This is a genomic window from Streptomyces sp. NPDC005898 (assembly GCF_040629635.1).
Lineage (GTDB): Bacteria > Actinomycetota > Actinomycetes > Streptomycetales > Streptomycetaceae > Streptomyces.
Genome location: NZ_JBEXWC010000006.1, coordinates 258,025 through 281,770, shown reverse-complemented (window position 1 = coordinate 281,770; position 23,746 = coordinate 258,025). Strand labels below are relative to the sequence as shown.

Here is a 23,746-nt window from a genome sequence, read left to right as displayed (position 1 = left end):
ACAGCTGCGCGACGCCGCAACCGCCGTGAGGCGATCGCTCGCTCACCCCTGCCGGGTGCCGGCGCGTGCGGCGATGTGGGGCGGGGGCGTGATCCCGGCGGGGAGCAGGGGGTCGGCGACGGGCTCGCCCCAGGTGGCCGTCAGGGGGAGGTTGCCCGCCCAGACGCCGAGCGCGGCGTCCGGTCCCTGCCCGTCCTCCGGCGGTCCGACGGCCGTCTTGACGGAGGCCTCGGCCAGGGAGAGCGCGAGCAGCGTGGTCGCGGCCAGCTCCTTGCGGCTGGGGCGGCGGGCGTAGTCCCACTGGCCGGGCGTGGCGTGCTCGGTGAGCAGGCGCAGGCCGCGCAGTTTCTCCTCGGGGTCGGTCACCTTGCGCGGGACGCCGTGAATCATCGCGCTGCGGTAGTTGACGCCGTGCTCGAACACCGACCGGGCGAGGACCAGCCCGTCGATGTGGGTGACGGTGACGCAGACCGGCGCCCCGGGGTCGGCGGCCAGGCTGCGGCTGGCGACGGAGCCGTGCAGGAAGAGGTGCGTGTCGTCGCGGCCGTAGACCGTGGGCACGACCATCGGGTGGCCGTCGACGACGACGCCGAGGTGGCAGACGAAACCGGCGTCCAGGATCGCCTCGAGGTCGGCGCGCGCCAGGCTGCCCTGTTCGCGCAGGCGGCGGTGGCGGGTGCGGTCGGTCACGGGCAGTTCCGGGGCCAGCGCGGACGGCTGGGATGGTCTGTTCACACGGCGACAAGTTACCGATATCGCGACGCAGTTGCCATACGTCGACGGATTCAGTTCCCGCGTAGGCTTACTTCCGCGATATCCGTACTCCGTGACCCTTCCGTCCAAGTGACGCCCGCAAAGTCCATCGACTCCCGCTCCGAAACGATGGTCGGCCCCGGCCCCGGCGCGGTCTGATGGAAGGCATGGTTCGCATCGCTCTCCCCCACGACGACGTGTCCCCCGGCACCGGCTGCCTCCCGCCCCGCGCGTGGTACGCCACGTCGGACGCCCGCGCCCTCTGCCTCAACGGCAACTGGCGCTTCCGCCTCTCCCCCACCGCCGACGCCGAGGACGACGCCTTCGCCGCCGACGGCTACGACGCCGACACCGACGGCAGGGGGGCCTGGGGCGAGATCGCGGTCCCCGGCCACTGGGTGCTCCAGGGGCACGGCACGCCGCACTACACCAACCAGCTCTACCCCTTCCCGGTGGACCCGCCGCGGGTGCCGACGGACAACCCCACCGGCGACCACCTGCGCGTCTTCGACCTGCCCGGCGACTGGCCCGCGGCAGGCACGACGGTGCTCCGCTTCGACGGCGTGGAGTCCTGCGCCCGCGTCTGGCTCAACGGCACGGGGCTGGGCGACTTCAAGGGCTCGCGGCTGCCCCATGAGTTCGACGTGGGCCCGCTGCTGCGCCCCGGCCGCAACGTCCTCGCGGTCCGCGTCCACCAGTGGTCCGCCGGCTCGTACCTGGAGGACCAGGACCAGTGGTGGCTGCCGGGCGTCTTCCGCGACGTGACGCTGCTGCACCGCCCCGAGGGCAGCGCGGGCGACCACTTCGTCCACGCGGCCTACGACCACCGCGCGGGGACGGGCACCCTGCGGGTCGACGCGGACGTCCGAGGCCGCGTCACCGTCCCCGAACTGGGCGTCGACATGGCGACCGGCGAGAGCGCCACCGTGCCCGTCGAGCCGTGGACCGCCGAGACACCGAGGCTCTACGACGGGGTCCTCGCCACGGCGGGCGAGCGCGTCCCGCTGCGGATCGGCTTCCGTACGGTCGCCGTCGAGGACGGGCTCATCAAGGTCAACGGCCGCCCGCTCCTCTTCCGCGGCGTGAACCGCCACGAGTTCCACCCGGAGACGGGCCGCGCCCTCGACGCCGACACGATGCGCGCGGACGTCCTGCTGATGAAGCGGCACAACATCAACGCCGTCCGCACCAGCCACTACCCGCCCCACCCGGCCTTCCTGGACCTCTGCGACGAGCTGGGCCTGTGGGTCGTCGACGAGTGCGACCTGGAGACCCACGGCTTCCAGGCGGTGGGCCGGCGCGGCAACCCCGTCGACGACGACCGCTGGACGCCCGCGCTCCTGGACCGCGCGGCCCGCATGGTCGAGCGGGACAAGAACCACCCCTCGGTCGTCGTCTGGTCGCTGGGCAACGAATGCGGCACCGGGCGGGGCCTGACCGCCATGGCCGAGTGGATCCGCGCCCGGGACGACAGCCGCCTCCTGCACTACGAGGGCGACCGTTCCTGCGCGGACACCGACCTGTACTCCCGGATGTACGCCGACCACGCCGAGGTCGAACTCATCGGCCGCGGCGAGGACGAGGGACCCGAGGCCCGGCGCCGGCTCCCCTTCGTCCTGTGCGAGTACGCGCACGCGATGGGCAACGGTCCCGGCGGACTCACCGAGTACCAGCGGCTGTTCGAGAGCTATGAGCGGCTCCAGGGCGGCTTCGTCTGGGAGTGGATCGACCACGGCATCGCGCACCCCGCGTACGAGTACGCCTACGGCGGGGACTTCGGCGAGGAGCCGCACGACGGCAACTTCGTCTGCGACGGGCTCGTCCTGCCCGACCGCACGCCGTCCCCGGGCCTCCTCGAGTACAAGAAGGTGATCGAACCGGTCCGCATCGACGGCGACGGCCACGCGGGAGTCGTCCGCATCACCAACCTGCACGACTTCGCGACGCTCGGCCACCTCTCCTTCACCTGGTCCTACGAGGCGGACGGCGTGCGCGTCGCCGACGGCCCGCTCGCCGTGCCCGCGCTCGGACCCGGCGAGCACGCCGAGGCGCAGCTGCCCCCGGCCCCGCCGCACGCCCCGGAGGCCGAGACGGGCTGGACAGTGCGGGCGGTGCTCGCCGCCGACACGGCGTGGGCGGAGCGCGGCCATGTGGTCGCCTGGGCCCAACTGCCCCACGAGGCGGGTGCCGTCCGCCCGGCGGCGCGCGGCGCGAGCCCGGTGCGCGAGGGCCGGCGGACCACCCTCGGCCCCGCCGTCTTCGACGACCGGGGGGCGCTGCTGGCCCTCGGCGATCTGCGGATCGCGGACCTGCGTCTGGACGTGTGGCGGGCGCCCACCGACAACGACAACGGCATGCCTTGGCGCCCCGAACCCTCCCTGGCCACGCGGTGGCGACAGCTCGGCCTCCATCGGATGCAGCACCGCCTGGACGCCGTCGAGCCGAGCGGGGACGCCCTGACCGTACGGACCCGGGTGGCGCCCGCCGCGAGCGACCTGGGCCTGCGGGCGGTGTACCGCTGGCAGTCGGACGGGGCCCGGCTGCTGCTCGCCCTCGAAGTGGAACCGGAGGGCGAGTGGACGGTGCCGCTGCCGCGGCTCGGCATCCGTTTCGGGCTGCCCGGCGCGCGCGGCCCCGTCCGCTGGTTCGGCGGCGGGCCCGGTGAGGCCTACCCCGACACCCGGGCCGCCTCGATGACGGGCCTGTGGGAGGCCGACGTCGACGCGCTGCAGACGCCGTACGTGCGGCCCCAGGAGAACGGCGCCCGCCCGGACGTCCGCTGGGCGCGGATCGGCGGTCTGCGGATCGACTCCGGTCACCGGCCGTGGCTCACCGCGCGCCGCTGGACCACCGAGGAACTCGACGCCGCCCGGCACCGCGCGGACCTCGTCCCGGGCCGGACCGTGTGGGTCAATCTCGACATCGGCCAGCACGGCATCGGCACGGGGTCCTGCGGCCCCGGCCCCCTGCCCCCCTACCAACTGCACGCCCGGCCCACGCGGTTGGACGTCACCTTCTCCACCGCCGTGACCCGGGGAAACATGCCCTAGACCGGCGGCCCGCGAGGACGGCGTGCGCCGGCTGCTCTCCTGACCGCAGCCGCTGCACGAGGCGTGCGTGGACCTGACCAACACCCAGGAAGAGGTGCGCCGCCCGCACCCCGTGGACTCCTGGCGCCAAGAGGTCCTGCCTCTGTGGATGACCTTTCAGGGCCTTTCGGCGCTGCGGGCCCATGCCGTATGGATGTATCAGCCGGGTACCTGAACCCCGGGACCGGCGCGGACGCGCCCGGATGAGGGAGAGGGTGCTGTGGGAGTTCGGCACGTGCACAAGGCCAAAAGGCTGCTGGAGGAGGCCCTGGCCGGCTCCGGGGAGGGGGAGGCGGAGGGCGACCTGGTGCGGGCCGCCCGCGCGGTCGTGGCCGAACTGGGCGCGCCGGAGCGGCTGCTGCCGCTGGTGACGGAGCTGGCGGCGGGCGTCGGCGACCCCGCGGGGTGTGCGCTCCTGTCGTACCGCCACGTCCTCGGCTTCGACAAGCTGCTGCTGATCGACGGCGGGCCCCGGCACCGGTTGCGCGTCCATGTGTGGCATCCGGGGGCGAGCGCCCGGGAGGACGTGCACAACCACCGCTCCCCGCTCGCCTCGCACGTGGTGCGGGGCGCGCTCGGCATGGAGGTGTACGAGCCGGTCGGGGACGGCGAGGGCGGGCGGTCCGCCGAGCGGTACCGGGAGGCCCTCGCGGACAAGGGGGGCGACTGGCTGCTCGAACCCGTCGGGCGGGGGCGGCTGCGGCTGACGCAGAGCGCGCTGTACGCGGCGGGGAGCGGGTACGCCCTGCCGTCGTACACCCTGCACCGGGCGTGGTGCGCGTCGGCGGCGACGGCGGTGACGCTGTTCCTGGAGACGGGCGCGGGGCGGCGGCGCTACACGGACGTGTTCACCGACCCCGACACGGCGGACGCGCCGGCGCGGGCGGTGGCGAAGAAACCCCTGGACGTACGGGACTACCTGGCGGAGCTGAAGGTCCTGACCGGGCTCATCGACTGAAGGCCTGGCGGGTCCGGACTGTGGGACGGACCTGTCCGATTCCTTCAAGACCGGTCGTCCGGATGGCACATACGCTCGCGGACATGAACAGCACACCCGTTCCACGATTCGATCTGATCGGCCTCGTCGTCTCCGACATGGCCGCCTCGCTCGCCTTCTACCGCCGGCTCGGCCTCTCGTTCGCGGAGGGTGTGCAGAGCGCGCCGCACGTCGAGGCGGAGCTTCCGGGAGGCCTGCGCCTCGCCTTCGACACGGAGGAGACCATCCGCTCCTTCCACCCCGGGTGGCGCCCGCCCACCGGCGGGGGGCGGATCGGGCTCGCCTTCCACTGCGGGAGTCCCGAGGGTGTCGACGCCTCGTACGCGGAGCTGACGGGCTGCGGCTACCGGAGCGAGCTGGCGCCGTTCGACGCGCCCTGGGGGCAGCGCTACGCGGTGGTGCTCGACCCGGACGGCAACGGCGTGGACCTCTTCGCACCCGCGGCGGCCGCCGGGCGCTCAGGGAGCGCCGAGTAGCGCGGTCAATGAGCGGCCCGTCAACTCCTTGACGTCGCGGGCGAGATGCGCCTGGTCGGCGAAGCCCGCGGCGGTGGCGGTGGCCGCGTACGGCAGTCCGGTGCGGGCCAGCGCGAGGGCCCGCTGGAGCCGCAGCATCCGGGCCAGCGTCTTGGGGCCGTAGCCGAACGCGGGCAGTGAGCGGCGGTGCAGCCGGCGGGCGTCGACCCCGAGGGCCGCCGCCGTCGCGGCGACCGATCGGCCCGCGTCCAAGAGGCGGACGACCTCGGCGAGGAAGGGGTCGGGCGGTCCGGTGTCGGCGGCGCGGTCCAGGGCGAGGTCCTCCAGGGCGGCCACCGGATCGCGCGCGCTGTCCACCCGCGCCGTCAGGCGGCGCACCCGTGTAGCGGTCCACAGGTCCGCCAAGTCCACCCGTCTGTCGCGCAGTTCGTGGGCGGGTACGCCCAGGATGGCGGGGGCGGTGCCGGGGTGGAAGCGGATGCCCACGTGGCGTCCCGCGGTCCCGGCGGCGCCCGGGAGGTGCGCGCGGGTGTCGGGGCCCGCGACGAACAGCCTGCCCTCGGTCCACAGCAGGTCCATGCAGCCGTCGGGCAGTACGGGGCGGGTGGCGCCGGGGCCGGGCGCGGGCGTACGGGTCCACATGGCCGCGTCGGGCAGCCGGGAGGGTCGTTCGCGGTACTCCCCCTGGGCGCCGGTGCCGTGCGTCATTCCAGCAGGCTACGCCGTACGGACGCGGTGCTCCTGTGGGCTGATCCCGTACACCCGTTTGAAGGCGCCGGACAGGGCGAAGGCGCTGCCGTATCCGACCTTGCGGGCTATCGAGGCGATCGTCCGCTCACCGTCGCGCAGCAGGTCGGCGGCGAGCGCGAGCCGCCAGTTCGTCAGGTACGTCATCGGGGGCTCGCCCACGCGGTCGGTGAACCGGCGGGCGAGCGCGGCCCGGGAGACGCCCGCCTTCGCGGCGAGGTCCGCGATCGTCCAGGGGTGCGCCGGGTCGTCCTGGAGCAGCCGCAGGGCGCGGCCCACGACGGGGTCGCCCATCGCCACGTACCAGGCGGGGGCCGCCGCCTCGGGCCGGGAGAACCAGGCGCGCAGCGCGGCGATCAGGAGGAGGTCCAGGAGCCGGTCGAGGACGACGTCCTGGCCCGGCTCCTCCTTGCCGAGCTCGTCGGCGACCAGCGGGGTGAGCGGGCAGTCCCACACCTCGCCGGGCAGCACCAGCAGCGGCGGCAGCGCGTCCAGGAGCCGTCCGGTGAGTTCGCCCCGCAGCTGGTAGGTGCCGATCAGCATCTCCACGGAGCTGTCGCGGGACTCGCCCCAGGCGCGCGGGCCGAGGTCGGTGTACTTGTCGGGCGGGGCGCCGCCCAGCGGGACGCAGCGCTGGCCCGGCCGGATCTCGGCGAACGGCGCGGTGGCGGGGTCGCCGGCGCAGGTGTAGTGGTCGGGGCCGCGGGCGATGGCGAGGTCGCCGGGGCGGATGCGCTGGGCGGGCGTGCCGTCCTCGGGGACGATCCACGCGGTGCCGCGCACCATGACCATGACGGACAGGGGCGCCTCGTCCGCGATGCGCACGGACCAGGGCGGGTCGAACAGCGCGCGGATCATGAAGGCACCCCGGGCGCGCGGGCCTTCCAGCAATCCTGCGAGTACGTCCATGGCGGCAGCGTAGACGCAGGCGTATGGGCGTGAGCGCCTGGGCGATGGTCGCGGCGCGGGCCGGGCAGTTGGCTGAAGCCATGACGACGAACACGGCGGAAATGACGGTTTTGGTGACGGGCGCGACCGGGCGGGTGGGGCGCAGGGTGGTGGAGTCCGCCACGGCGGCAGGCCACACGGTGCGGGCGGCCTCGCGGTCCGGGGCGGTCCCGTTCGACTGGACGGACGGCTCGACCTGGGCGGACGCCCTGCGGGGCGCCGACGCGGCGCACCTCGCGTATCTGCCGGACGTCGGCGCGCCCGGCGCGGCCGAGGCGGTGGGCGCGTTCGCGCGGCTCGCGGTGGACCTCGGCGTGCGGCGCATGACGCTGCTCTCGGCGCGCGGCGAGCACCAGGCGCACGCCACCGAGCAGGCGGTACGGGACTGCGGCGCCGAGTGGACCGTCGTACGGGCGGCGTGGTTCGCGCAGAACTTCAGCGAGGGGCCGCTGCTGGACGGCATGCGGGGCGGGGAGCTGGTCTTCCCGGCCGGTGAAGTGCTCGAACCGTTCATCGACGCACGGGACGTCGCGGACGTGGTGGTGGCCGCGCTGGGCGGCGGCGACCGGTGGACGGGCCGGACCCTGGACCTGACCGGGCCCCGCCTGCTGTCGTTCCGGCAGGCGGTGGCGGAGCTCGCGGGGGCGGCGGGGCGGGAGATGACCTACGTACCGGTGCCCGCGAGGGACTACGGGGCGGCCCTCGGGGAGTTCGGGGTGCCGGCCGAGGAGGCGGAGTTCCTGGTGGAGCTGTTCGAGACGACGCTCGACGGCCGCAACGCGGCGGTCTCCGAGGGGGTGCGGGAGGTGCTGGGCCGCGAGCCCAGGGACTTCGCGGAGTTCGCCGAGGAGTGCGCGGCGGCGGGGGCCTGGTCGGCGTGACGCCGTGGGGCCCCGGTCGCCGAAGGGGCCGCGATGTGCGGCCCCTTCGGCGACCGGGTGCGCATACTGTGGAGCCGGTGGCCCTACTCCGGCGGGTGGTCGTCCGTCCCATGGCGCTTCACGTGCGCCCGCAGACGCGACGTCACGTCGTCCGGGGGCAGGAAGCGGGACCACCGCTCGGGGAACTCGGACGGCATCTCCGGGTCGTCCGGGTCGAGCCCCTCGCGCGCGGCGGCCGCGCGGGCGACGACCTCGGCGGCCTGGGCCTCCCTTATGCGGTCGTTGGCGGCGCGCGCGGCGGCCGTGGCGACGGACGGCCAGACGCGGTCGATCGCCGCGTTGACCGCGGCGCCCACCAGGACCGCGAAGGCCGACACGCCGATCCACAGGAGCACGGCGACCGGGGCCGCGAGCGAGCCGTAGATCGTGGGGCCCTCCACGGTGCTGGTGAGGTAGATGCGCAGCAGGAAGCTGCCGAGGACCCACATCGCGAGGGCGATCAGCGCGCCCGGCATGTCCTCGACCCACGGCGAGCGCACCGGCACCGACACGTGGTACAGCGTCGTCAGGAAGACGATGGAGAGGATGACGACGACCGGCCAGTAAAGGATCTGGACGACCGTCGTCGAGCCGGGCAGGAGATTCACCACGGCGTCGGGCCCGGCCACCATCAGCGGCAGCGCGACCGAGCCGATGAGCAGCGCCACGATGAAGAGACCGAAGGCGAGGAGCCGCGTCTTGACGATGCCGCGGACGCCGTCGAGGCCGTACATGACGGTGATCGTGTCGATGAAGACGTTCACGGCGCGCGAGCCGGACCACAGGGCGAACAGGAAGCCGATGGAGATGATGTCCGGCCGGCTCACCTTCATGACGTCTTCCAGTATCGGCTGCGCGATCTGGCTCACCCCCCGGTCGGACAGGACCGTGCGGGACGCCTCCAGGATGTTGTTCTCGACGCTGGCGATGGTGTTCGCGCCGGTCCACCGGTCGACGTAGGCGAGCAGCCCGATGAGGCTCAGCAGCAGGGGCGGCACGGAGAGCAGCGTGAAGAACGCCGCCTCGGCCGCGAGCCCCAGGATGCGGTACTCGACGCACGAGTTGACGGTGTCCTTGAGCAGCAGCCAGGCGGTCCTGCGCTTGGAGACGTTGCGGTAGAGAGCGCGGGCCCGTTTCCAGCGCCCCGAGGGCCGCCCGGGTGTTTCATTTGCCTGGTGCACCTCCTTACCGTAGCGGCATGGCAGCCAGCACCCACACAGTGACCAACCAGGCTCCGCCCCTGGTCGGATATGACGTCTTCGCGTCCGACCGGGCCCTCGTGGAGGGCGTCGAGCGGCATCTGGATCCGGCGCTCCTCGATTCCGCCCGCGAGGAGCTCTCGCTGCTCGGCCGCAGCGCCGGCTCCGCCCAGGCACAGGAGTGGGGAGCACTGGCCAACGACCACCCGCCGGTGCTGCGCACCCACGACCGGTACGGGCACCGGATCGACGAGGTCGACTTCCATCCGTCCTGGCACCGGCTGCTGGGCAAGGCGGTCGGCGCGGGCCTGACGGCGGCCTGGTCGCGGCCCGGCGGGCACCTGCGGCGGGCCGCGGGGTTCCTGGTGTGGACGCAGACCGAGGGCGGCCACGGCTGCCCGGTGTCGATGACGCACGCCGCGGTGCCCGCGCTGCGCGCCGATCCGGCGCTCGCCGCCGAGTGGGAGCCGCGCCTGACCTCGACCGTCTACGACCAGGGGCTGCGCCCGGCGTCGCGGAAGGCGGGCGTCCTGTTCGGGATGGGCATGACGGAGAAGCAGGGCGGCAGCGACGTGCGGGCCAACACGACGCGCGCGCGGGCCCTGTCCGAGGAGGGCGCCTACGAGCTGACGGGCCACAAGTGGTTCTGCTCCGCCCCGATGTCCGACGGCTTCCTGGTGCTCGCGCAGGCCGAGCAGGGGCTGACCTGTTTCCTCGTGCCGCGCGTGCTGGAGGACGGCACCCGCAACCCGTTCGCCGTCCAGCGGCTCAAGAACAAGCTGGGCAACCGCTCCAACGCCTCCGGCGAGGTCGAGTTCGACGGGACGTGGGCGCGGCGGGTCGGCGACGAGGGGCGCGGGGTGCGCACCATCATCGGGATGGTCGCGGCGACCCGGCTCGACTGCGTGATCGGTTCGGCCGCGCTGATGCGGCAGGCCGTCGCGCAGGCGGTGCACCACGCCACCTACCGGGAGGCGTTCGGCGGCAAGCTGATCGACAAGCCGCTGATGCGCAACGTCCTCGCGGACCTCGCGCTCGAATCGGAGGCGGCCACGACGCTGGCGCTGCGGCTCGCGGCGGCGTACGACGACGGGGGCGAGCAGGAGCGGGCGTTCCTGCGGCTCGCGGTGCCGGCGGCCAAGTACTGGGTGACCAAGCGGTGCACGCCGATGGTCGGGGAGGCCCTGGAGTGCCTCGGCGGCAACGGCTACGTCGAGGAGTCGGGCATGCCGAGGCTGCTGCGCGAGGCGCCGCTGAACTCCATCTGGGAGGGCTCGGGGAACGTCCAGGCGCTGGACGTCCTGCGGGCGTTGCAGCGGGAGCCGCTGGCCCTGAACGCCTTCCTCCAGGAGGTCGGCGAGGCCCGGGGCGCCGACCACCGCCTGGACGGGGCGATCAAGGGCCTGCTGACGGAGCTGGCCGATCTGGACGGCATCGAGGCGCGGGCCCGGCGGCTCGTGGAGCGGATGGCGCTGGTGCTCCAGGGCTCCCTGCTCGTGCGGTACGCGCCCCCGGAGGTGGCCGACGCGTTCTGCGCCTCGCGGCTCGGCGGCGACTGGGGCGCGGCGTTCGGCACGCTCCCGCACAGCCTGGACCTGGCCTCGGTGGTGGAACGGGCGGCGCCGCGTTCCTAGGCGGCACGGGCATGACACGGGGGCGGTGCCGCGCGACACGGGGCCGCCCCTGTCCTTGCCGGGTACCGCTGCGCACCGGGGCGATCCAAGGCGCGCGGTGACGGTGCGCACGGCGTGCGGTCGGACGGGGGTGCGGGGCCGTCGCGGGGGGCCCGCGGAGCTTCCCCGTCCGGACCCGGCAGCCGGAAGCGGCCCGGCGCGTGGTTCGCTGAGTCCCATGAGTCTCACCGTCACCACATGGTCGCTGGAGCAGACCTCCCCCCGCGATCTGCTGCCCGCCGCCGCGCCCGAGGGCGACGTGCGGATCGTGCGCGCCGAAGTGCCCTCGCCCGAGTTCAGCCGGTTCCTGTACGCCTCCGTCGGCGGGGACATCCGCTGGACCGACCGGCTCTCCCTCACCCATGCCGAGTGGCGCAAGCTGCTGGAGCGGCCGGGCGTGGAGACGTGGGTCGCCTACGACAGGGGGACGCCCGCCGGGTACGTGGAGCTGGCGGCGCAGGGCGAGCGGGGGGACGCGGCGCCGGGCGTCGTGGAGATCGTCTACTTCGGGCTGCTCCCCTCCTTCCGGGGCCGGCGCATCGGCGGGCACCTCCTCTCGTACGGGGTCGCGCGCGCCTGGGACCTGGCCGAGCGGTGGCCCGGCCTCGCGCCGACCGAGCGGGTCTGGCTGCACACCTGCTCCAAGGACGGCGAGCACGCCATGGACAATTACCTGCGGCGCGGCTTCCGGCTCTTCGACACCAAGGTCGAACAGGAACCGGAGGTCGCCGCTCCGGGCCCGTGGCCGGGGGCCCACCGCGACTGACGCGGCGACCTGCGCTGTGACCGACGACACCCCTGTCCACGATGCGGGACAGAGGTGTCCACATTTTGGATAATGCTGGACTGGGCCGAAAGTCCCATGACACGCTTCCGTCATGGATCGCACTGGAACCGCCTTGGTGAGTCGGCGTCACGTCGACCTCGGCCGCATGTCCAGCGCCATGTGTCCGGCCCGCTGACCGCCTCAGCGCCGCCGCACCTCCACCCCCTCGCTCGTCCCTGATCCCCTCCCTGCGCAGCGCCGCGCGCACATTTCCGCATGTGCCCATACCCGCAGGTCAGAGAGACGTTTCTCCGCTGCCCCGAAGGACGTACACCCATGCCCGCCACGCCAGAGAAGCCCGCCCCAGCCACGCCCCGCCGCAAGGCGAGCCGTCACCGCGGCGAGGGCCAGTGGGCCGTGGGCCACTTCACGCCCCTCAACGGCAACGAGCAGTTCAAGAAGGACGACGACGGTCTCAATGTGCGGACACGTATTGAGACGATCTACTCCAAGCGGGGCTTCGACTCCATCGACCCCAACGACCTGCGCGGGCGCATGCGCTGGTGGGGCCTCTACACCCAGCGCAAGCCCGGGATCGACGGCGGCAAGACCGCGGTCCTGGCGCCGGAGGAGCTGGACGACGAGTACTTCATGCTGCGCGTGCGCATCGACGGCGGCCGGCTGACCTCCGAGCAGCTGCGCGTCATCGGGGAGATCTCCGAGGAGTTCGCGCGCGGGACCGCCGACCTCACCGACCGGCAGAACATCCAGTACCACTGGATCCGCATCGAGGACGTCCCCGAGATCTGGCGGCGGCTCGAAGCCGTCGGCCTGTCCACCACCGAGGCCTGCGGCGACACGCCCCGCGTCATCCTCGGCTCGCCGGTGGCCGGTGTCGCCGAGAACGAGATCATCGACGGCTCCCCCGCCATCGACGAGATCCAGCGCCGCTTCATCGGCAACCCCGAGTTCTCCAACCTGCCGCGCAAGTTCAAGACGGCGATCTCCGGCTCCCCGCAGCTGGACGTCGCCCACGAGATCAACGACGTCGCCTTCGTCGGCGTGCACCACCCCGAGCACGGCCCCGGCTTCGACCTGTGGGTCGGCGGCGGCCTGTCCACCAACCCCAAGCTGGGCGTGCGCCTCGGCGCCTGGGTGGCGCTGGCGGACGTGCCCGACGTGTACGGCGGCGTCATCGGCATCTTCCGCGACTACGGCTACCGCCGGCTGCGCAACCGCGCCCGCCTGAAGTTCCTCGTCGCCGACTGGGGCCCGGAGAAGTTCCGCCAGGTCCTGGAGGACGAGTACCTGGGGCGCAGGCTCACCGACGGGCCCGCGCCCGAGCAGCCCGCCGGCACCTGGCGCGACCACCTCGGCGTGCACCGGCAGAAGGACGGCCGCTTCTACGTCGGCTTCGCGCCGCGCGTCGGCCGCGTGGACGGCGCCACCCTCACCAAGATCGCCGAGGTCGCCGAGGCCCACGGCTCGGGGCGGCTGCGCACCACCGCCGAGCAGAAGATGATCGTGCTGGACGTGGCGCGGGAGGACGTCGACTCGCTCGTCTCCGCCCTGGAGGCGCTCGACCTCAAGGTCAACGCCTCGCCGTTCCGGCGCGGCACGATGGCCTGCACCGGCATCGAGTTCTGCAAGCTCGCCATCGTCGAGACCAAGGCCCGCGGCGCCTCGCTCATCGACGAACTGGAGCGCCGCATCCCGCGGTTCGACGAGCCGATCACCATCAACATCAACGGCTGCCCGAACGCCTGCGCCCGCATCCAGGTCGCCGACATCGGCCTCAAGGGCCAGCTCGTCCTCGACGACGCCGGCAACCAGGTCGAGGGCTACCAGGTGCACCTCGGCGGCGCGCTCGGCCTCGACGCCGGCTTCGGCCGCAAGGTGCGCGGCCTGAAGGTCACCGCCGACGAACTGCCCGACTACATCGAGCGGGTCCTCAAGCGCTTCCAGGAGGAGCGCGCCGAGGGCGAGCGGTTCGCCACCTGGACCGCCCGCGCCTCAGAGGAGGCCCTGCGGTGAGCGAGCGAGCCGCCCCCTTCCACTGCCCCTACTGCGGCGACGAGGACCTGCGACCGAACGAGACCGGGCACGGCGCCTGGGAATGCGCCGCGTGCAACCGGGCCTTCCAGCTGAAGTTCCTCGGGCTGCTCGCCCGGGGGGTTCGGCACACCGACGGCGGAGGGGATCAGATATGACGTCCACTCAAGCAGTGCGTACGAACGACGAGTTGAAGGCGCTGGCCGAGCGGGCGGGGCGCGACCTGGAGGACGCGTCCGCCCTGGAGATCCTGCGCTGGGCCGCCGACACGTTCGCCGGCGCGTTCTGCGTGACCTCCTCCATGGAGGACGCGGTCGTCGCCCACCTCGCCTCGCGGGCCATGCCCGGCGTGGACGTCGTCTTCCTCGACACCGGCTACCACTTCCCGGAGACCATCGGCACCCGCGACGCCGTCGAGGCCGTGATGGACGTCAACGTCATCACCCTCACGCCCCGCCGAACCGTGGCCGAGCAGGACGCCGAGTACGGCCCCAGGCTGCACGACCGCGACCCCGACCTGTGCTGCAAGCTGCGCAAGGTGCAGCCCCTGGAGGACGGCCTCAAGGGGTACGCCGCATGGGCCACGGGCCTGCGCCGCGACGAGTCGCCCACCCGGGCGAACACCCCGGTGGTCGGCTGGGACGAGAAGCGGCGGAAGGTCAAGGTCTCGCCGATCGCCCGCTGGACGCAGGACGACGTCGACGCCTACGTGGCCGAGCACGGTGTCCTCACCAACCCGCTCCTGATGGACGGCTACGGCTCCGTGGGCTGCGCGCCCTGCACCCGCCGCCTCCTGGAGGGCGAGGACGCGCGCGCCGGCCGCTGGTCCGGCAACACCAAGACCGAGTGCGGGATCCACGGATGACCGCGGCACGACGAGCAGTTCAGGAGTCCCACGTGAGCGGAGCCACCGTCTGGCTCACCGGCCTGCCCAGCGCGGGCAAGACCACCATCGCGCATGAACTGGCGGGCCGGCTGCGCGCGGAGGGCCGGCGGGTGGAGGTGCTCGACGGGGACGAGATCCGCGAGTTCCTCTCGGCGGGCCTCGGTTTCAGCCGCGAGGACCGGCACACCAATGTGCAGCGCATCGGCTTCGTCGCCGAACTCCTCGCGCGCAACGGCGTGCTGGTGCTGGTCCCGGTGATCGCGCCGTTCGCGGACAGCCGTGCGGCGGTCCGTAAGCGTCACGAGGTGGCGGGCACCGCGTACCTGGAGGTGCACGTCGCCACACCGGTGGAGGTGTGCTCCGTACGCGATGTGAAGGGCCTGTACGCCCGGCAGGCGGCGGGCGAGATCTCGGGCCTGACGGGGGTCGACGACCCCTACGAGGCGCCCGAGTCGCCGGACCTGCGGATCGAGTCGCAGGACCAGACGGTGCGGGAGTCGGCCACGGCCCTGTACACGCTGCTCACCGAAAGGGGTCTGGCATGACCACTGTTGCCACTGTGACCGGCGAGGGCACCCGCAGCCCCTACGCCCTGAGCCATCTGGACGCGCTGGAGTCCGAGGCGGTGCACATCTTCCGCGAGGTGGCGGGCGAGTTCGAGCGGCCGGTGATCCTCTTCTCCGGCGGCAAGGACTCCATCGTCATGCTGCACCTGGCGCTGAAGGCGTTCGCCCCCGCTCCCGTGCCCTTCTCGCTGCTGCACGTGGACACGGGCCACAATTTCCCCGAGGTCCTCGACTACCGCGACCGCGCGGTGGCCCGGCACGGGCTGCGGCTGCACGTGGCGTCCGTGCAGGAGTACATCGACGCCGGAAAGCTGCGCGAGCGCCCCGACGGCACGCGCAACCCGCTGCAGACGGTGCCGCTCACCGAGAAGATCCAGAGCGAGAGGTTCGACGCGGTCTTCGGCGGCGGCCGCCGCGACGAGGAGAAGGCGCGCGCCAAGGAGCGGGTGTTCTCGCTGCGCGACGAGTTCTCGCAGTGGGATCCGCGCCGCCAGCGCCCCGAGCTGTGGCAGCTCTACAACGGCCGCCACGCGCCCGGTGAACACGTGCGCGTCTTCCCGCTGTCCAACTGGACCGAGCTGGACGTGTGGCAGTACATCGCGCGGGAGGGCATCGAGCTGCCGCAGATCTACTTCGCCCACGAGCGGGAGGTCTTCCAGCGGGCGGGGATGTGGCTGACCGCCGGCGAGTGGGGCGGCCCCAAGGGCGAGGAGCGGGTGGAGAAGCGGCTCATCCGCTACCGCACGGTGGGCGACATGTCCTGCACCGGCGCCGTCGACTCCGACGCCACGACGCTGGACGCCGTCATCGCCGAGATCGCCGCCTCCCGGCTGACCGAGCGCGGGGCCACCCGGGCCGACGACAAGATGTCCGAGGCCGCGATGGAAGACCGCAAGCGCGAGGGGTACTTCTAACCATGAGCAACACCACCACCGCGAGCGCCCGGCTGGGTGACCCGACGGCCACCACGCTGCTGCGGTTCGCCACCGCCGGGTCCGTCGACGACGGCAAGTCCACCCTGGTGGGCCGGCTCCTGCACGACTCCAAGTCGGTCCTGAGCGACCAGCTGGAGGCCGTCGAGCGCGTCTCGGCCGACCGCGGCGCCGACGCACCGGATCTCGCGCTGCTCACCGACGGGCTGCGCGCCGAGCGCGAGCAGGGCATCACCATCGACGTGGCCTACCGCTACTTCGCCACCGCCCGGCGCCGGTTCATCCTGGCCGACACCCCCGGCCACGTGCAGTACACGCGGAACATGGTCACCGGCGCCTCCACCGCCGACCTCGCCGTCGTGCTGGTCGACGCCCGCAACGGCGTCATCGAGCAGACCCGCCGCCACGCCGCGGTCGCCGCGCTGCTGCGCGTCCCGCACGTCGTCCTGGCCGTGAACAAGATGGACCTGGTCGCCTACGACGAGACGGTCTTCGCGAAGATCGCCGAGGAGTTCACCGCCTACGCGGGCGAGCTGGGGGTGCCGGAGATCACCGCGATCCCGATCTCCGCCCTCGCCGGGGACAACGTCGTCGAGCCGTCCTCCCACATGGACTGGTACGGCGGCCCCACCGTCCTGGAACACCTGGAGACGGTCCCGGTCAGCCACGACCTCACCTCGTGCCACGCCCGGCTTCCCGTGCAGTACGTGATCCGCCCGCAGAGCGCCGAGCACCCCGACTACCGCGGCTACGCGGGCCAGATCGCGGCCGGCACCTTCCGCGTCGGCGAGTCCGTCACCGTCCTCCCCTCGGGCCGCACCTCGAAGATCGCCGGGATCGACCTCCTGGGCAAGGCGGTGGACATGGCGTGGACGCCGCAGTCCATCACCCTGCTCCTGGCGGACGACATCGACATCTCGCGCGGCGACCTGATCGTGCCGAGCGGCGACACCCCGCCGACCTCGCAGGACATCGAGGCGACGGTCTGCCATGTCGCCGACACGCCGCTGGCCGTCGGCCAGCGGGTGCTGCTCAAGCACACCACCCGCACGGTCAAGGCGATCGTCAAGGAGATCCCCTCGCGGCTGACCCTGGACGACCTGTCCCAGCACCCCGAGCCCGGACAGCTCGTCGCCAACGACATCGGGCGCGTGAAGGTGCGCACCGCCGAGCCGCTGGCGCTCGACGCGTACGCGGACTCGCGGCGCACCGGATCGTTCCTGCTCATCGACCCGGCCGACGGCACGACGCTCGCGGCGGGCATGGCGGGCCAGGCGTTCGCCACGCCGGCGGACGACGGCGCCGCCCCGGCCGACGAAGAGGGCTGGGACTTCTGACATGCCCCCACTCGACGTGTTCTCCACCTTCGCGAAGGAGGGCGGCCGCATCGGCAGCGGCGCCCTCGGCAGCGGGCAGGGCGGGGTGGCGCGATGTGCGCGATGACGTACGCGCACCGCTCGCGCGCCCACGGCCGCCCCGTCCTCCGGGGCGCCTCTGTACGACGACGAAGACCTGCCGACCTCCCGGCCACGACCTGACGGCGTGCGCCCGGGCCGACGAGAGGAACACCTCCCGTGCCTGCTGCACCACGTACCACCCTCACCGCCCTGCTGGCGCTCCCCCTGCTGGCCCTGTCCCTCGGCGCCTGCGGCTACGGCTCCGGGGCGAGCGAGGGCGACGGCAAGACGAAGATCGCCGCGGGCGCGAAGAAGATCGACGGCCTGGACAGCGTGAAGATCGGCTACTTCCCGAACCTCACGCACGCCACCGCCCTGGTCGGCAACCGCGAGGGCCTGTTCCAGAAGGAACTGGGCGGCACGGAGGCGAAGTACTCGCAGTTCAACGCCGGCCCCTCGGAGATCGAGGCCCTGAACGCGGGCTCCATCGACATCGGCTGGATCGGCCCCTCCCCCGCCATCAACGGCTACACCAAGTCCGCCGGCAAGAACCTGCGCATCATCGGCGGTTCGGCCTCGGGCGGCGTGAAGCTCGTGGTGAACCCCAAGAAGATCAAGTCCCTGGCCGACGTCAAGGGCAAGAAGATCGCGACGCCGCAGCTCGGCAACACCCAGGACGTGGCCTTCCTCAACTGGATCGCGGAGCGGGGCTGGAAGGTCGACGCGCAGAGCGGCAAGGGTGACGTGTCGGTGATCCGCACCGACAACAAGATCACCCCGGATGCCTACAAGTCCGGTTCCATCGACGGCGCGTGGGTGCCCGAGCCGACCGCGTCCAAGCTGGTCGCCGAGGGCGGCAAGGTCCTCCTCGACGAGGCCGACCTGTGGCCGGACAAGAAGTTCGTGATCACGAACATCATCGTGAAGCAGAGCTTCCTCGAGGAGCACCCGAAGGTCGTCGAGGCCGTCCTGCGCGGTTCCGTGAAGACCAACGCCTGGATCGGCGAGAACCCGGCCAAGGCCAAGGCCGCGGCCAACGCCCAGCTCAAGGCGGACTCCGGGAAGGCGCTGCCCGCCGAGGTGCTCGACCCCGCGTGGAAGTCCATCAGCACGACCGACGACCCGCTGGCCGCCACCCTGGACGCCGAGGCCGAGCACGCGGTCAGGGCCGGTCTCCTGGAGAAGCCCGACCTCAAGGGCATCTACGACCTCCGGCCACTGAACAAGGTCCTCCGGGCCGCGGGCCGGCCCCCGGTCGACGACGCCGGTCTCGGCGTCAAGTAGCCCCGGAAATATCCCCGTTCCCAGGAGGTGACGACCATGGCGACCACCCTCGCCGAGGCCGCGCAGGACATCCGCACCGAGACCACGCACGCCGCCCGGATCGCGCACGTATCGAAGTCCTTCGCCGGTCCCGCCGGGACCCAGCTCGTCCTCGACGACATCACGCTCGATGTCGCGCCCGGCGAGTTCGTCACCCTCCTGGGCGCCTCCGGCTGCGGCAAGTCGACGCTGCTGAACCTGGTCGCCGGGCTCGACAAGCCGTCGGCCGGGGCCATCACGACCGACGGCCGGCCCGCCCTGATGTTCCAGGAGCACGCGCTGTTCCCGTGGCTGACGGCGGGCAAGAACATCGAACTGGCCCTGAAGCTGCGCGGCGTGGCGAAGGCCGAGCGCCGCCCGAGGGCCGAGGAACTGCTCGAACTGGTGCGGCTGCACGGCGCGTACGGCAAGCGGGTGCACGAGCTGTCCGGCGGCATGCGCCAGCGGGTGGCGCTGGCCCGCGCGCTCGCCCAGGACAGCAGGCTGCTTTTGATGGACGAGCCGTTCGCGGCGCTGGACGCGATCACCCGGGACGTGCTGCACGACGAGCTGACCCGCGTCTGGCGCGAGACGAACGTCTCCGTCCTGTTCGTCACGCACAACGTCCGCGAGGCCGTGCGCCTCGCCCAGCGCGTGGTGCTCCTCTCGTCGCGTCCGGGCCGGGTGGCGCACGAGTGGCGGGTCGACATCCCGCACCCGCGCCGCATCGAGGACTCCGCCGTGGCGGAACTGTCCGTCGAGATCACCGAGAAACTGCGTGGGGAGATCCGCCGCCATGGCCAGCACTGAGACGACCGGTCCGGTCACCGGGACGACCGGCACGGGCTCCGGGACGACCGGCCTGCGCAAGGAGTCCGAGGGGCCCGGTGACGGCCAGGACCTCGCCGGCCTGGAGGCGGGCCTCGACGCGCTGGAGACCAGCGCGGGGCCCGGCCGCACGCCGCTGCGCCAGGTCCTGACGCAGAAGGTGCTGCCGCCGCTCACCGCGGTGCTGCTCGTCCTGCTGGTCTGGCAGGCGCTGGTGTCCTTCGAGGTCGTCGACGACCCGAGCAAGCTGCCCTCGCCGTCCGCGGTCTGGGACGAGGTGCGCGCGGCCTGGGTGCAGGGCACGCTGCTCGACTACATCTGGACGTCCGTCTCACGCGGCCTGCTCGGCTTCCTGCTCGCCCTCGCGATCGGCACGCCGCTCGGTCTGGTCGTCGCCCGGGTGCGGTTCATCAGGGCCGCGATCGGCCCCATCCTCTCCGGACTCCAGTCGCTGCCGTCGGTGGCGTGGGTGCCGCCCGCGGTGCTGTGGCTGGGCCTGGAGAACAAGATGATGTACGCGGTGATCCTGCTCGGCGCCGTGCCGTCCATCGCCAACGGCCTGGTGTCGGGTGTCGACCAGGTGCCGCCGCTGTTCCTGCGCGCGGGCCGCACGCTCGGCGCGAGCGGCCTGCGCCACACCTGGCACATCGTGCTCCCGGCGGCGCTGCCCGGCTATCTGGCGGGGCTCAAGCAGGGCTGGGCGTTCTCCTGGCGCTCCCTGATGGCCGCCGAGATCATCGCGTCCTCGCCCGAGCTGGGCGTGGGTCTCGGCCAGCTCCTGGAGAACGGCCGCAACGCCAGCTCCATGCCCATGATCTTCCTGGCGATCTTCCTCATCCTGATCGTCGGCATCGCCATCGACCTGCTCATCTTCAGCCCGCTGGAGCGGCGCGTGCTGCGCGGCCGCGGCCTCCTCGTGAGGAGCTGACCCGCCGTGCGCCGACCCGTCCCGCCCCCGCGCCGTCCCGTGCTCCTCGTCATCGCCCACGGCAGCCGCGACCCGCGGCACGCCGCGAGCGTGCGCGCGCTGGTGCGGCAGGTGCGCTCGCTGCGCCCGGGGCTGCGCGTGGAAACCGCCTTCCTGGACTTCAACGCCCCCTCCGTCCCGGGCACGTTGGAGCAGCTCGCGGCCGAGGGCGTACGGGACGTGGTGGCGCTGCCGCTGCTCCTGACGCGGGCGTTCCACGCGAAGGCGGACATCCCCGCGGTGCTGCGCGAGGCCCCCGCGGGCCTGCGCGTGCGCCGGGCGCCGGTCCTCGGCCCTTCCCCGCTCCTCCTGCACACCTTGGAGCAGCGGCTGCACGAGGCGGGGCTCGACCCCGCCGACAGGTCCTCGACCGGGGTCGTCCTGGCCTCGGCGGGGTCATCGGATCCGGAGGCGATCGCAGTGATCGCTGAAATCGCGCGGGAGTGGCGGCTCACCGGTTGGTGTGCCGTGCGGCCTGCGTTCGCCTCCGCTTCCTCGCCGCGCACCCGGGACGCCGTACGCGCACTGCGTGCCGTGCCCGGCGTACGTCAGGTGGCGGTCGCCCCCTACGTCCTCGCGCCCGGTTTCCTGCCGGATCGCATCGCGCGGGACGCCGTCGAGGCCGGCGCCGACATCCTGGCGGACGTCCTCGGGCCCGCGCCGTCGGTGGCGCGGCTGCTGCTGCGGCGCCACGACGAGACGTACGCGCCGGACACCTGCCCTGTTGCTCCTCTGGCGCGGACCCCCGCTCTGGCCTAGCTTGTGGGGTCATGACCCCGAGCCGTTCCCGCACGCTGTGGCTGCGGACCGAACCCCTGCACGCGGTGATCTACTTCGAGGAGCGCTGCCGAGGCCTCGGCCGTGCGGTGGGCCTCAAGGGCTTCTGGATGGGGTATTTCGCCGCCCGCACCGCGCCGATGGGGCGCGTGGGCCCCGGCGTCGCCTCGGCGGCACTCGGTGTCTTCGCGCCGGGCATGGTGGCCCGCGCCCTGCCGTCCGCCTGGGAGTACGCCTCACCGGACCGGGTCGTCGAGGAGCGGGCCCGCCTCGCGGCCCGCGCCCTGCGGCAACTGGTCCCGGACATCGCCATCTTGACGACGTCGTCCAACCCGCCGCTGACCGCCGTGGTGGAGGACGCCCCTCCCCTGGCCCGTCCGCTGTTCGCCGCCAACCGCGACCTGGTGGGCCGCACCGACCCGGTCGAGCGCCTGTGGCAACTGACCACCTGCGTACGCGAGTTCCGGGGCGACGCCCATGTCTCGGTGCTCGCCGACCACGGCCTGGACGCCCGCGAGGCCCTCGCCCTGGCCGCCGTGACCGGCAGGGTGGATGCGGCCCGCATCCGGCAGGACCGGGGCTGGAGCGAGGAGGAGTGGGAGACGGCCATGGACCGGCTGCGCTGCCGGGGCCTGATCGACACGGCGGGCCGGGTCACCGAACGGGGGCTCACGGAACGCGAGTTGATCGAGGACGACACGGACCGCCTCGCGGACCGCCTGCTGCGCCCGCTGTCCGCCCCGGCCGCGGACGCCCTCCTCGCCGCCCTGCATCCGGCGGCCCGCGCCATCCAGAACTCGGGCCTGCTGCCCTACCCGAACCCGATCGGGCTGCCGCGTACGGTCGGGTGAGCGGCGTATCGCCGGGCGCGGGGACCCAGGGCCGCCGGGGGGGGCGCACAGCCGGTCGAAGAGAGGGCGCAAACTGCTTGCTCCGCCCGCCCCCGCCCCCTTACCGTCTCGCGGATGACACCCGAGCTGCGGTCCGAACGACTCTCCCTGACGCCTTACGTCGCCTCCGACGAGGCGCACTTCGTCGCGCTGTTCCAGGACGAGGCCGTGGGGCGGTGGTTCGGCGAGGGGGTGCAGAGCGCGGCGGAGGACCGGGCCCTGTTCGGCCGGATATTCAGCCTCGTCTACGCGGAGGAACGCTTCCCCGTGTGGGCGGTCCGGCACGAGGGGCGCTATGTCGGGCACGCCGAGGTCAAGCCGTCGCCGGAGACCTGGCTGGACGGCCACGAGATCGTCTACGGCCTGACCAGGGAGAGCTGGGGCCTCGGGCTCGGCACGGAGCTGGCGCGGCTGCTGACCTCGTACGGGCACGAGACCCTGGGGCTCGCCGAGGTGCACGCCACGGTGGACTCGGAGAACACCGCCTCCCTCGCCGTCCTGAAGCGTCTCGGCTACACCCAGGGACGCGAGGTCCCGGAGGAGGACGGCAGGACCACCCTGCTGCTCACCTCCCGGGTTCCGGACCCGGGTCGGTGAACGGCGTGCCCTGATGGAACCAGAGCCGCCAGCGGCCGTCCGTGCGGCGCCACAGTGAACTGCGGTGCGCGCGGCGGCCGTTGTCGTCCGTGTCGTAGGTGAGGTGCACCAGGTCGTCGGCGAGCTGGACGCCGCGCATGCGGGAGACGGTGGTGGCGGCGCGGCCGGCGGGTGCGGACCCGTCCATGAGGACCTCCCCGATGGTCTCCCGGTCCCAGCGCGTGCCGGAGGCCCCGACCTCGGTGAACTCCGGGTGCAGCAGCGCCCCGAACAGCTCCGGTGACGCCCGCACCTCGGGGTCGAGGAGGCGCAGCTCGCCCTCCATGGCGGCCTCGACGGCGGGGGTCGGCTCAGGCACGGGTCAGCTCCACCAGTCGGGTGACGGTGCTCCAGTTGCGGGTGGTGGCGATCAGGCCCTTGTTCAGGGCGGGCCGCGACAGTTGCTCGCCGAGCTTGGAGCGGCCGAGGCCGTCGGGCGCGTACAGGTACAGGGCGCGGTCGCCGAGCCTGAATTCCTCGGGCAGGTAAGCGGCCTGGTCGATGGCGGCGAAGCGCGCCGGGTCGACCGGCGCGGAGAAGTAGGTGACGTGGAGCTGCTTGGCCTCCAGCTCGGCCGCGGGGAAGGGGCAGGCGTCCGCCACCGCCCGCAGATACGCCCCGTCGCGGACCAGGACGTCGACGGCGAAGCCGAAGTGCTCCTCGATGGCCGCCCGCAGCTCGGCTCCGAGCGACTCCTCGTCGCCCCGGGGCGCGGTGAAGACGGCGTTGCCGCTCTGCAGGTACGTCCGCACGTCGCTGTGCCCGAGCTCCTCGAGGAGCGTGCGCAGCCCGGCCATCGGCACCTTCTTGTGGCCGCCGACGTTGATGCCGCGCAGCAGCGCCGCGTATGTCCTGGTCGCCATGCGCACACGATAGGGCACATGACGAGGCGGCCGCCGTGCCCCGTGGGGGCGGGCACGGCGGCCGCGGTTCAGTGGACGGCGA

25 protein-coding genes are annotated in these 23,746 nt (G+C 73.0%); 19 read left to right on the top strand and 6 right to left on the bottom strand.

The window, feature by feature from the left end; genetic code table 11:
• Window positions 1-42 precede the first annotated feature (42 nt).
• A complete protein-coding gene (locus ABZ385_RS11650; RefSeq protein WP_358588755.1) occupies window positions 43-735 on the bottom strand; it encodes a pyridoxamine 5'-phosphate oxidase family protein in 693 nt (230 codons plus the stop codon).
• Between the two features lie 185 nt (window positions 736-920).
• Here ABZ385_RS11650 and ABZ385_RS11645 point away from each other — a divergent pair, with 185 nt between their 5' ends.
• From ABZ385_RS11645 to ABZ385_RS11635, 3 genes are all read left to right on the top strand, one after another.
• Complete coding sequence (locus tag ABZ385_RS11645) at window positions 921-3,803, top strand: glycoside hydrolase family 2 TIM barrel-domain containing protein (protein WP_358911081.1); 2,883 nt, start codon at window positions 921-923, stop codon at window positions 3,801-3,803.
• Between the two features lie 274 nt (window positions 3,804-4,077).
• Window positions 4,078-4,800 carry a hypothetical protein gene (locus ABZ385_RS11640; RefSeq protein WP_358588761.1) on the top strand — a complete coding sequence of 241 codons (723 nt, stop codon included), beginning with the start codon at window positions 4,078-4,080 and terminating at the stop codon, window positions 4,798-4,800.
• Window positions 4,801-4,883: 83 nt separating this feature from the next.
• A complete protein-coding gene (locus tag ABZ385_RS11635) occupies window positions 4,884-5,315 on the top strand; it encodes a VOC family protein (protein ID WP_358588763.1) in 432 nt (143 codons plus the stop codon).
• Here ABZ385_RS11635 and ABZ385_RS11630 read toward each other — a convergent pair.
• Window positions 5,298-6,023 carry a helix-turn-helix domain-containing protein gene (locus ABZ385_RS11630; protein ID WP_358911079.1) on the bottom strand — a complete coding sequence of 242 codons (726 nt, stop codon included), beginning with the start codon at window positions 6,021-6,023 and terminating at the stop codon, window positions 5,298-5,300. The genes ABZ385_RS11635 and ABZ385_RS11630 overlap by 18 nt on opposite strands.
• Window positions 6,024-6,032: 9 nt before the next feature.
• The gene (locus tag ABZ385_RS11625) at window positions 6,033-6,971 is read right to left on the bottom strand and encodes an AraC family transcriptional regulator (protein ID WP_358911077.1); all 939 of its coding nucleotides are present in this window, start codon (window positions 6,969-6,971) and stop codon (window positions 6,033-6,035) included.
• An 80-nt stretch (window positions 6,972-7,051) separates the two neighbouring features.
• Between ABZ385_RS11625 and ABZ385_RS11620 the strand changes: the two genes are divergently transcribed.
• Entirely contained in the window at window positions 7,052-7,891 is an 840-nt protein-coding gene (locus ABZ385_RS11620) for an NmrA family NAD(P)-binding protein (protein ID WP_358911075.1), read from the top strand.
• Between the two features lie 83 nt (window positions 7,892-7,974).
• On the opposite strand, the gene ABZ385_RS11615 is transcribed toward ABZ385_RS11620, so the two are convergent.
• Entirely contained in the window at window positions 7,975-9,111 is a 1,137-nt protein-coding gene (locus ABZ385_RS11615; RefSeq protein ID WP_358583522.1) for a YihY/virulence factor BrkB family protein, read from the bottom strand.
• A gap of 17 nt (window positions 9,112-9,128) precedes the next feature.
• On the opposite strand from ABZ385_RS11615, the gene ABZ385_RS11610 reads away from it, so the two are divergent.
• From ABZ385_RS11610 to ABZ385_RS11540, 15 genes are all read left to right on the top strand, one after another.
• On the top strand, window positions 9,129-10,763 hold the full coding sequence (locus ABZ385_RS11610; protein ID WP_358911073.1) for an acyl-CoA dehydrogenase family protein: 1,635 nt from the start codon (window positions 9,129-9,131) through the stop codon (window positions 10,761-10,763).
• A 217-nt stretch (window positions 10,764-10,980) separates the two neighbouring features.
• The gene (locus ABZ385_RS11605; protein WP_358911071.1) at window positions 10,981-11,568 is read left to right on the top strand and encodes a GNAT family N-acetyltransferase; all 588 of its coding nucleotides are present in this window, start codon (window positions 10,981-10,983) and stop codon (window positions 11,566-11,568) included.
• 112 nt (window positions 11,569-11,680) lie between these two features.
• Entirely contained in the window at window positions 11,681-11,764 is an 84-nt protein-coding gene (locus ABZ385_RS11600) for a putative leader peptide (protein ID WP_355806261.1), read from the top strand.
• 140 nt (window positions 11,765-11,904) lie between these two features.
• Window positions 11,905-13,602: a nitrite/sulfite reductase gene (locus tag ABZ385_RS11595; RefSeq protein WP_358583517.1), complete on the top strand. Its 1,698-nt coding sequence runs from the start codon at window positions 11,905-11,907 to the stop codon at window positions 13,600-13,602.
• Window positions 13,599-13,778 carry a hypothetical protein gene (locus tag ABZ385_RS11590; RefSeq protein WP_358583515.1) on the top strand — a complete coding sequence of 60 codons (180 nt, stop codon included), beginning with the start codon at window positions 13,599-13,601 and terminating at the stop codon, window positions 13,776-13,778. Before ABZ385_RS11595 ends, ABZ385_RS11590 begins: the two co-directional genes overlap by 4 nt.
• Window positions 13,775-14,485: a phosphoadenylyl-sulfate reductase gene (locus tag ABZ385_RS11585; RefSeq protein ID WP_358583513.1), complete on the top strand. Its 711-nt coding sequence runs from the start codon at window positions 13,775-13,777 to the stop codon at window positions 14,483-14,485. The genes ABZ385_RS11590 and ABZ385_RS11585 overlap by 4 nt, the downstream gene beginning before the upstream one ends.
• Window positions 14,482-15,051 carry an adenylyl-sulfate kinase gene (cysC, locus tag ABZ385_RS11580; RefSeq protein WP_358583511.1) on the top strand — a complete coding sequence of 190 codons (570 nt, stop codon included), beginning with the start codon at window positions 14,482-14,484 and terminating at the stop codon, window positions 15,049-15,051. The genes ABZ385_RS11585 and cysC overlap by 4 nt, the downstream gene beginning before the upstream one ends.
• The gene (gene cysD, locus ABZ385_RS11575) at window positions 15,048-15,986 is read left to right on the top strand and encodes a sulfate adenylyltransferase subunit CysD (protein WP_358583510.1); all 939 of its coding nucleotides are present in this window, start codon (window positions 15,048-15,050) and stop codon (window positions 15,984-15,986) included. The genes cysC and cysD overlap by 4 nt, the downstream gene beginning before the upstream one ends.
• A gap of 2 nt (window positions 15,987-15,988) precedes the next feature.
• Window positions 15,989-17,341: a GTP-binding protein gene (locus ABZ385_RS11570; RefSeq protein WP_358911069.1), complete on the top strand. Its 1,353-nt coding sequence runs from the start codon at window positions 15,989-15,991 to the stop codon at window positions 17,339-17,341.
• Window positions 17,342-17,578: 237 nt separating this feature from the next.
• On the top strand, window positions 17,579-18,685 hold the full coding sequence (locus ABZ385_RS11565) for an ABC transporter substrate-binding protein (protein ID WP_358911067.1): 1,107 nt from the start codon (window positions 17,579-17,581) through the stop codon (window positions 18,683-18,685).
• Window positions 18,686-18,721: 36 nt separating this feature from the next.
• Window positions 18,722-19,513 carry an ABC transporter ATP-binding protein gene (locus tag ABZ385_RS11560; RefSeq protein WP_358583507.1) on the top strand — a complete coding sequence of 264 codons (792 nt, stop codon included), beginning with the start codon at window positions 18,722-18,724 and terminating at the stop codon, window positions 19,511-19,513.
• Window positions 19,500-20,459: an ABC transporter permease gene (locus ABZ385_RS11555; RefSeq protein ID WP_358583506.1), complete on the top strand. Its 960-nt coding sequence runs from the start codon at window positions 19,500-19,502 to the stop codon at window positions 20,457-20,459. Before ABZ385_RS11560 ends, ABZ385_RS11555 begins: the two co-directional genes overlap by 14 nt.
• A gap of 6 nt (window positions 20,460-20,465) precedes the next feature.
• Window positions 20,466-21,257 carry a sirohydrochlorin chelatase gene (locus tag ABZ385_RS11550; RefSeq protein WP_358911065.1) on the top strand — a complete coding sequence of 264 codons (792 nt, stop codon included), beginning with the start codon at window positions 20,466-20,468 and terminating at the stop codon, window positions 21,255-21,257.
• A gap of 11 nt (window positions 21,258-21,268) precedes the next feature.
• Window positions 21,269-22,126, top strand: a complete 858-nt coding sequence (locus tag ABZ385_RS11545) for a hypothetical protein (protein ID WP_358583503.1) — start codon at window positions 21,269-21,271, stop codon at window positions 22,124-22,126.
• Between the two features lie 114 nt (window positions 22,127-22,240).
• Window positions 22,241-22,762, top strand: a complete 522-nt coding sequence (locus ABZ385_RS11540) for a GNAT family N-acetyltransferase (RefSeq protein ID WP_358583502.1) — start codon at window positions 22,241-22,243, stop codon at window positions 22,760-22,762.
• On the opposite strand, the gene ABZ385_RS11535 is transcribed toward ABZ385_RS11540, so the two are convergent.
• Window positions 22,731-23,120: a DUF4440 domain-containing protein gene (locus ABZ385_RS11535; protein ID WP_358583500.1), complete on the bottom strand. Its 390-nt coding sequence runs from the start codon at window positions 23,118-23,120 to the stop codon at window positions 22,731-22,733. The two genes, ABZ385_RS11540 and ABZ385_RS11535, sit on opposite strands and share 32 nt — an antisense overlap.
• Window positions 23,113-23,664, bottom strand: coding sequence for a DUF1697 domain-containing protein (locus tag ABZ385_RS11530; RefSeq protein ID WP_358583499.1), 552 nt, complete (start codon window positions 23,662-23,664; stop codon window positions 23,113-23,115). Before ABZ385_RS11530 ends, ABZ385_RS11535 begins: the two co-directional genes overlap by 8 nt.
• Between the last annotated feature and the right edge of the window lie 82 nt (window positions 23,665-23,746).

Bases quoted from the DNA above. Each gene is read 5' to 3' on its own strand.
- ABZ385_RS11600 (WP_355806261.1), top strand. From the start codon at position 11,681: ATGGATCGCACTGGAACCGCCTTGGTGAGTCGGCGTCACGTCGACCTC.
- ABZ385_RS11595 (WP_358583517.1), top strand. From the start codon at position 11,905: ATGCCCGCCACGCCAGAGAAGCCCGCCCCAGCCACGCCCCGCCGCAAG.
- cysC (WP_358583511.1), top strand. From the start codon at position 14,482: ATGACCGCGGCACGACGAGCAGTTCAGGAGTCCCACGTGAGCGGAGCC.
- ABZ385_RS11560 (WP_358583507.1), top strand. From the start codon at position 18,722: ATGGCGACCACCCTCGCCGAGGCCGCGCAGGACATCCGCACCGAGACC.
- ABZ385_RS11605 (WP_358911071.1), top strand. From the start codon at position 10,981: ATGAGTCTCACCGTCACCACATGGTCGCTGGAGCAGACCTCCCCCCGC.
- ABZ385_RS11540 (WP_358583502.1), top strand. From the start codon at position 22,241: ATGACACCCGAGCTGCGGTCCGAACGACTCTCCCTGACGCCTTACGTC.
- ABZ385_RS11610 (WP_358911073.1), top strand. From the start codon at position 9,129: ATGGCAGCCAGCACCCACACAGTGACCAACCAGGCTCCGCCCCTGGTC.
- ABZ385_RS11545 (WP_358583503.1), top strand. From the start codon at position 21,269: ATGACCCCGAGCCGTTCCCGCACGCTGTGGCTGCGGACCGAACCCCTG.
- ABZ385_RS11630 (WP_358911079.1), bottom strand. From the start codon at position 6,023: ATGACGCACGGCACCGGCGCCCAGGGGGAGTACCGCGAACGACCCTCC.
- ABZ385_RS11555 (WP_358583506.1), top strand. From the start codon at position 19,500: ATGGCCAGCACTGAGACGACCGGTCCGGTCACCGGGACGACCGGCACG.
- ABZ385_RS11620 (WP_358911075.1), top strand. From the start codon at position 7,052: ATGACGACGAACACGGCGGAAATGACGGTTTTGGTGACGGGCGCGACC.
- cysD (WP_358583510.1), top strand. From the start codon at position 15,048: ATGACCACTGTTGCCACTGTGACCGGCGAGGGCACCCGCAGCCCCTAC.
- ABZ385_RS11585 (WP_358583513.1), top strand. From the start codon at position 13,775: ATGACGTCCACTCAAGCAGTGCGTACGAACGACGAGTTGAAGGCGCTG.
- ABZ385_RS11625 (WP_358911077.1), bottom strand. From the start codon at position 6,971: ATGGACGTACTCGCAGGATTGCTGGAAGGCCCGCGCGCCCGGGGTGCC.
- ABZ385_RS11645 (WP_358911081.1), top strand. From the start codon at position 921: ATGGTTCGCATCGCTCTCCCCCACGACGACGTGTCCCCCGGCACCGGC.
- ABZ385_RS11530 (WP_358583499.1), bottom strand. From the start codon at position 23,664: ATGGCGACCAGGACATACGCGGCGCTGCTGCGCGGCATCAACGTCGGC.
- ABZ385_RS11635 (WP_358588763.1), top strand. From the start codon at position 4,884: ATGAACAGCACACCCGTTCCACGATTCGATCTGATCGGCCTCGTCGTC.
- ABZ385_RS11570 (WP_358911069.1), top strand. From the start codon at position 15,989: ATGAGCAACACCACCACCGCGAGCGCCCGGCTGGGTGACCCGACGGCC.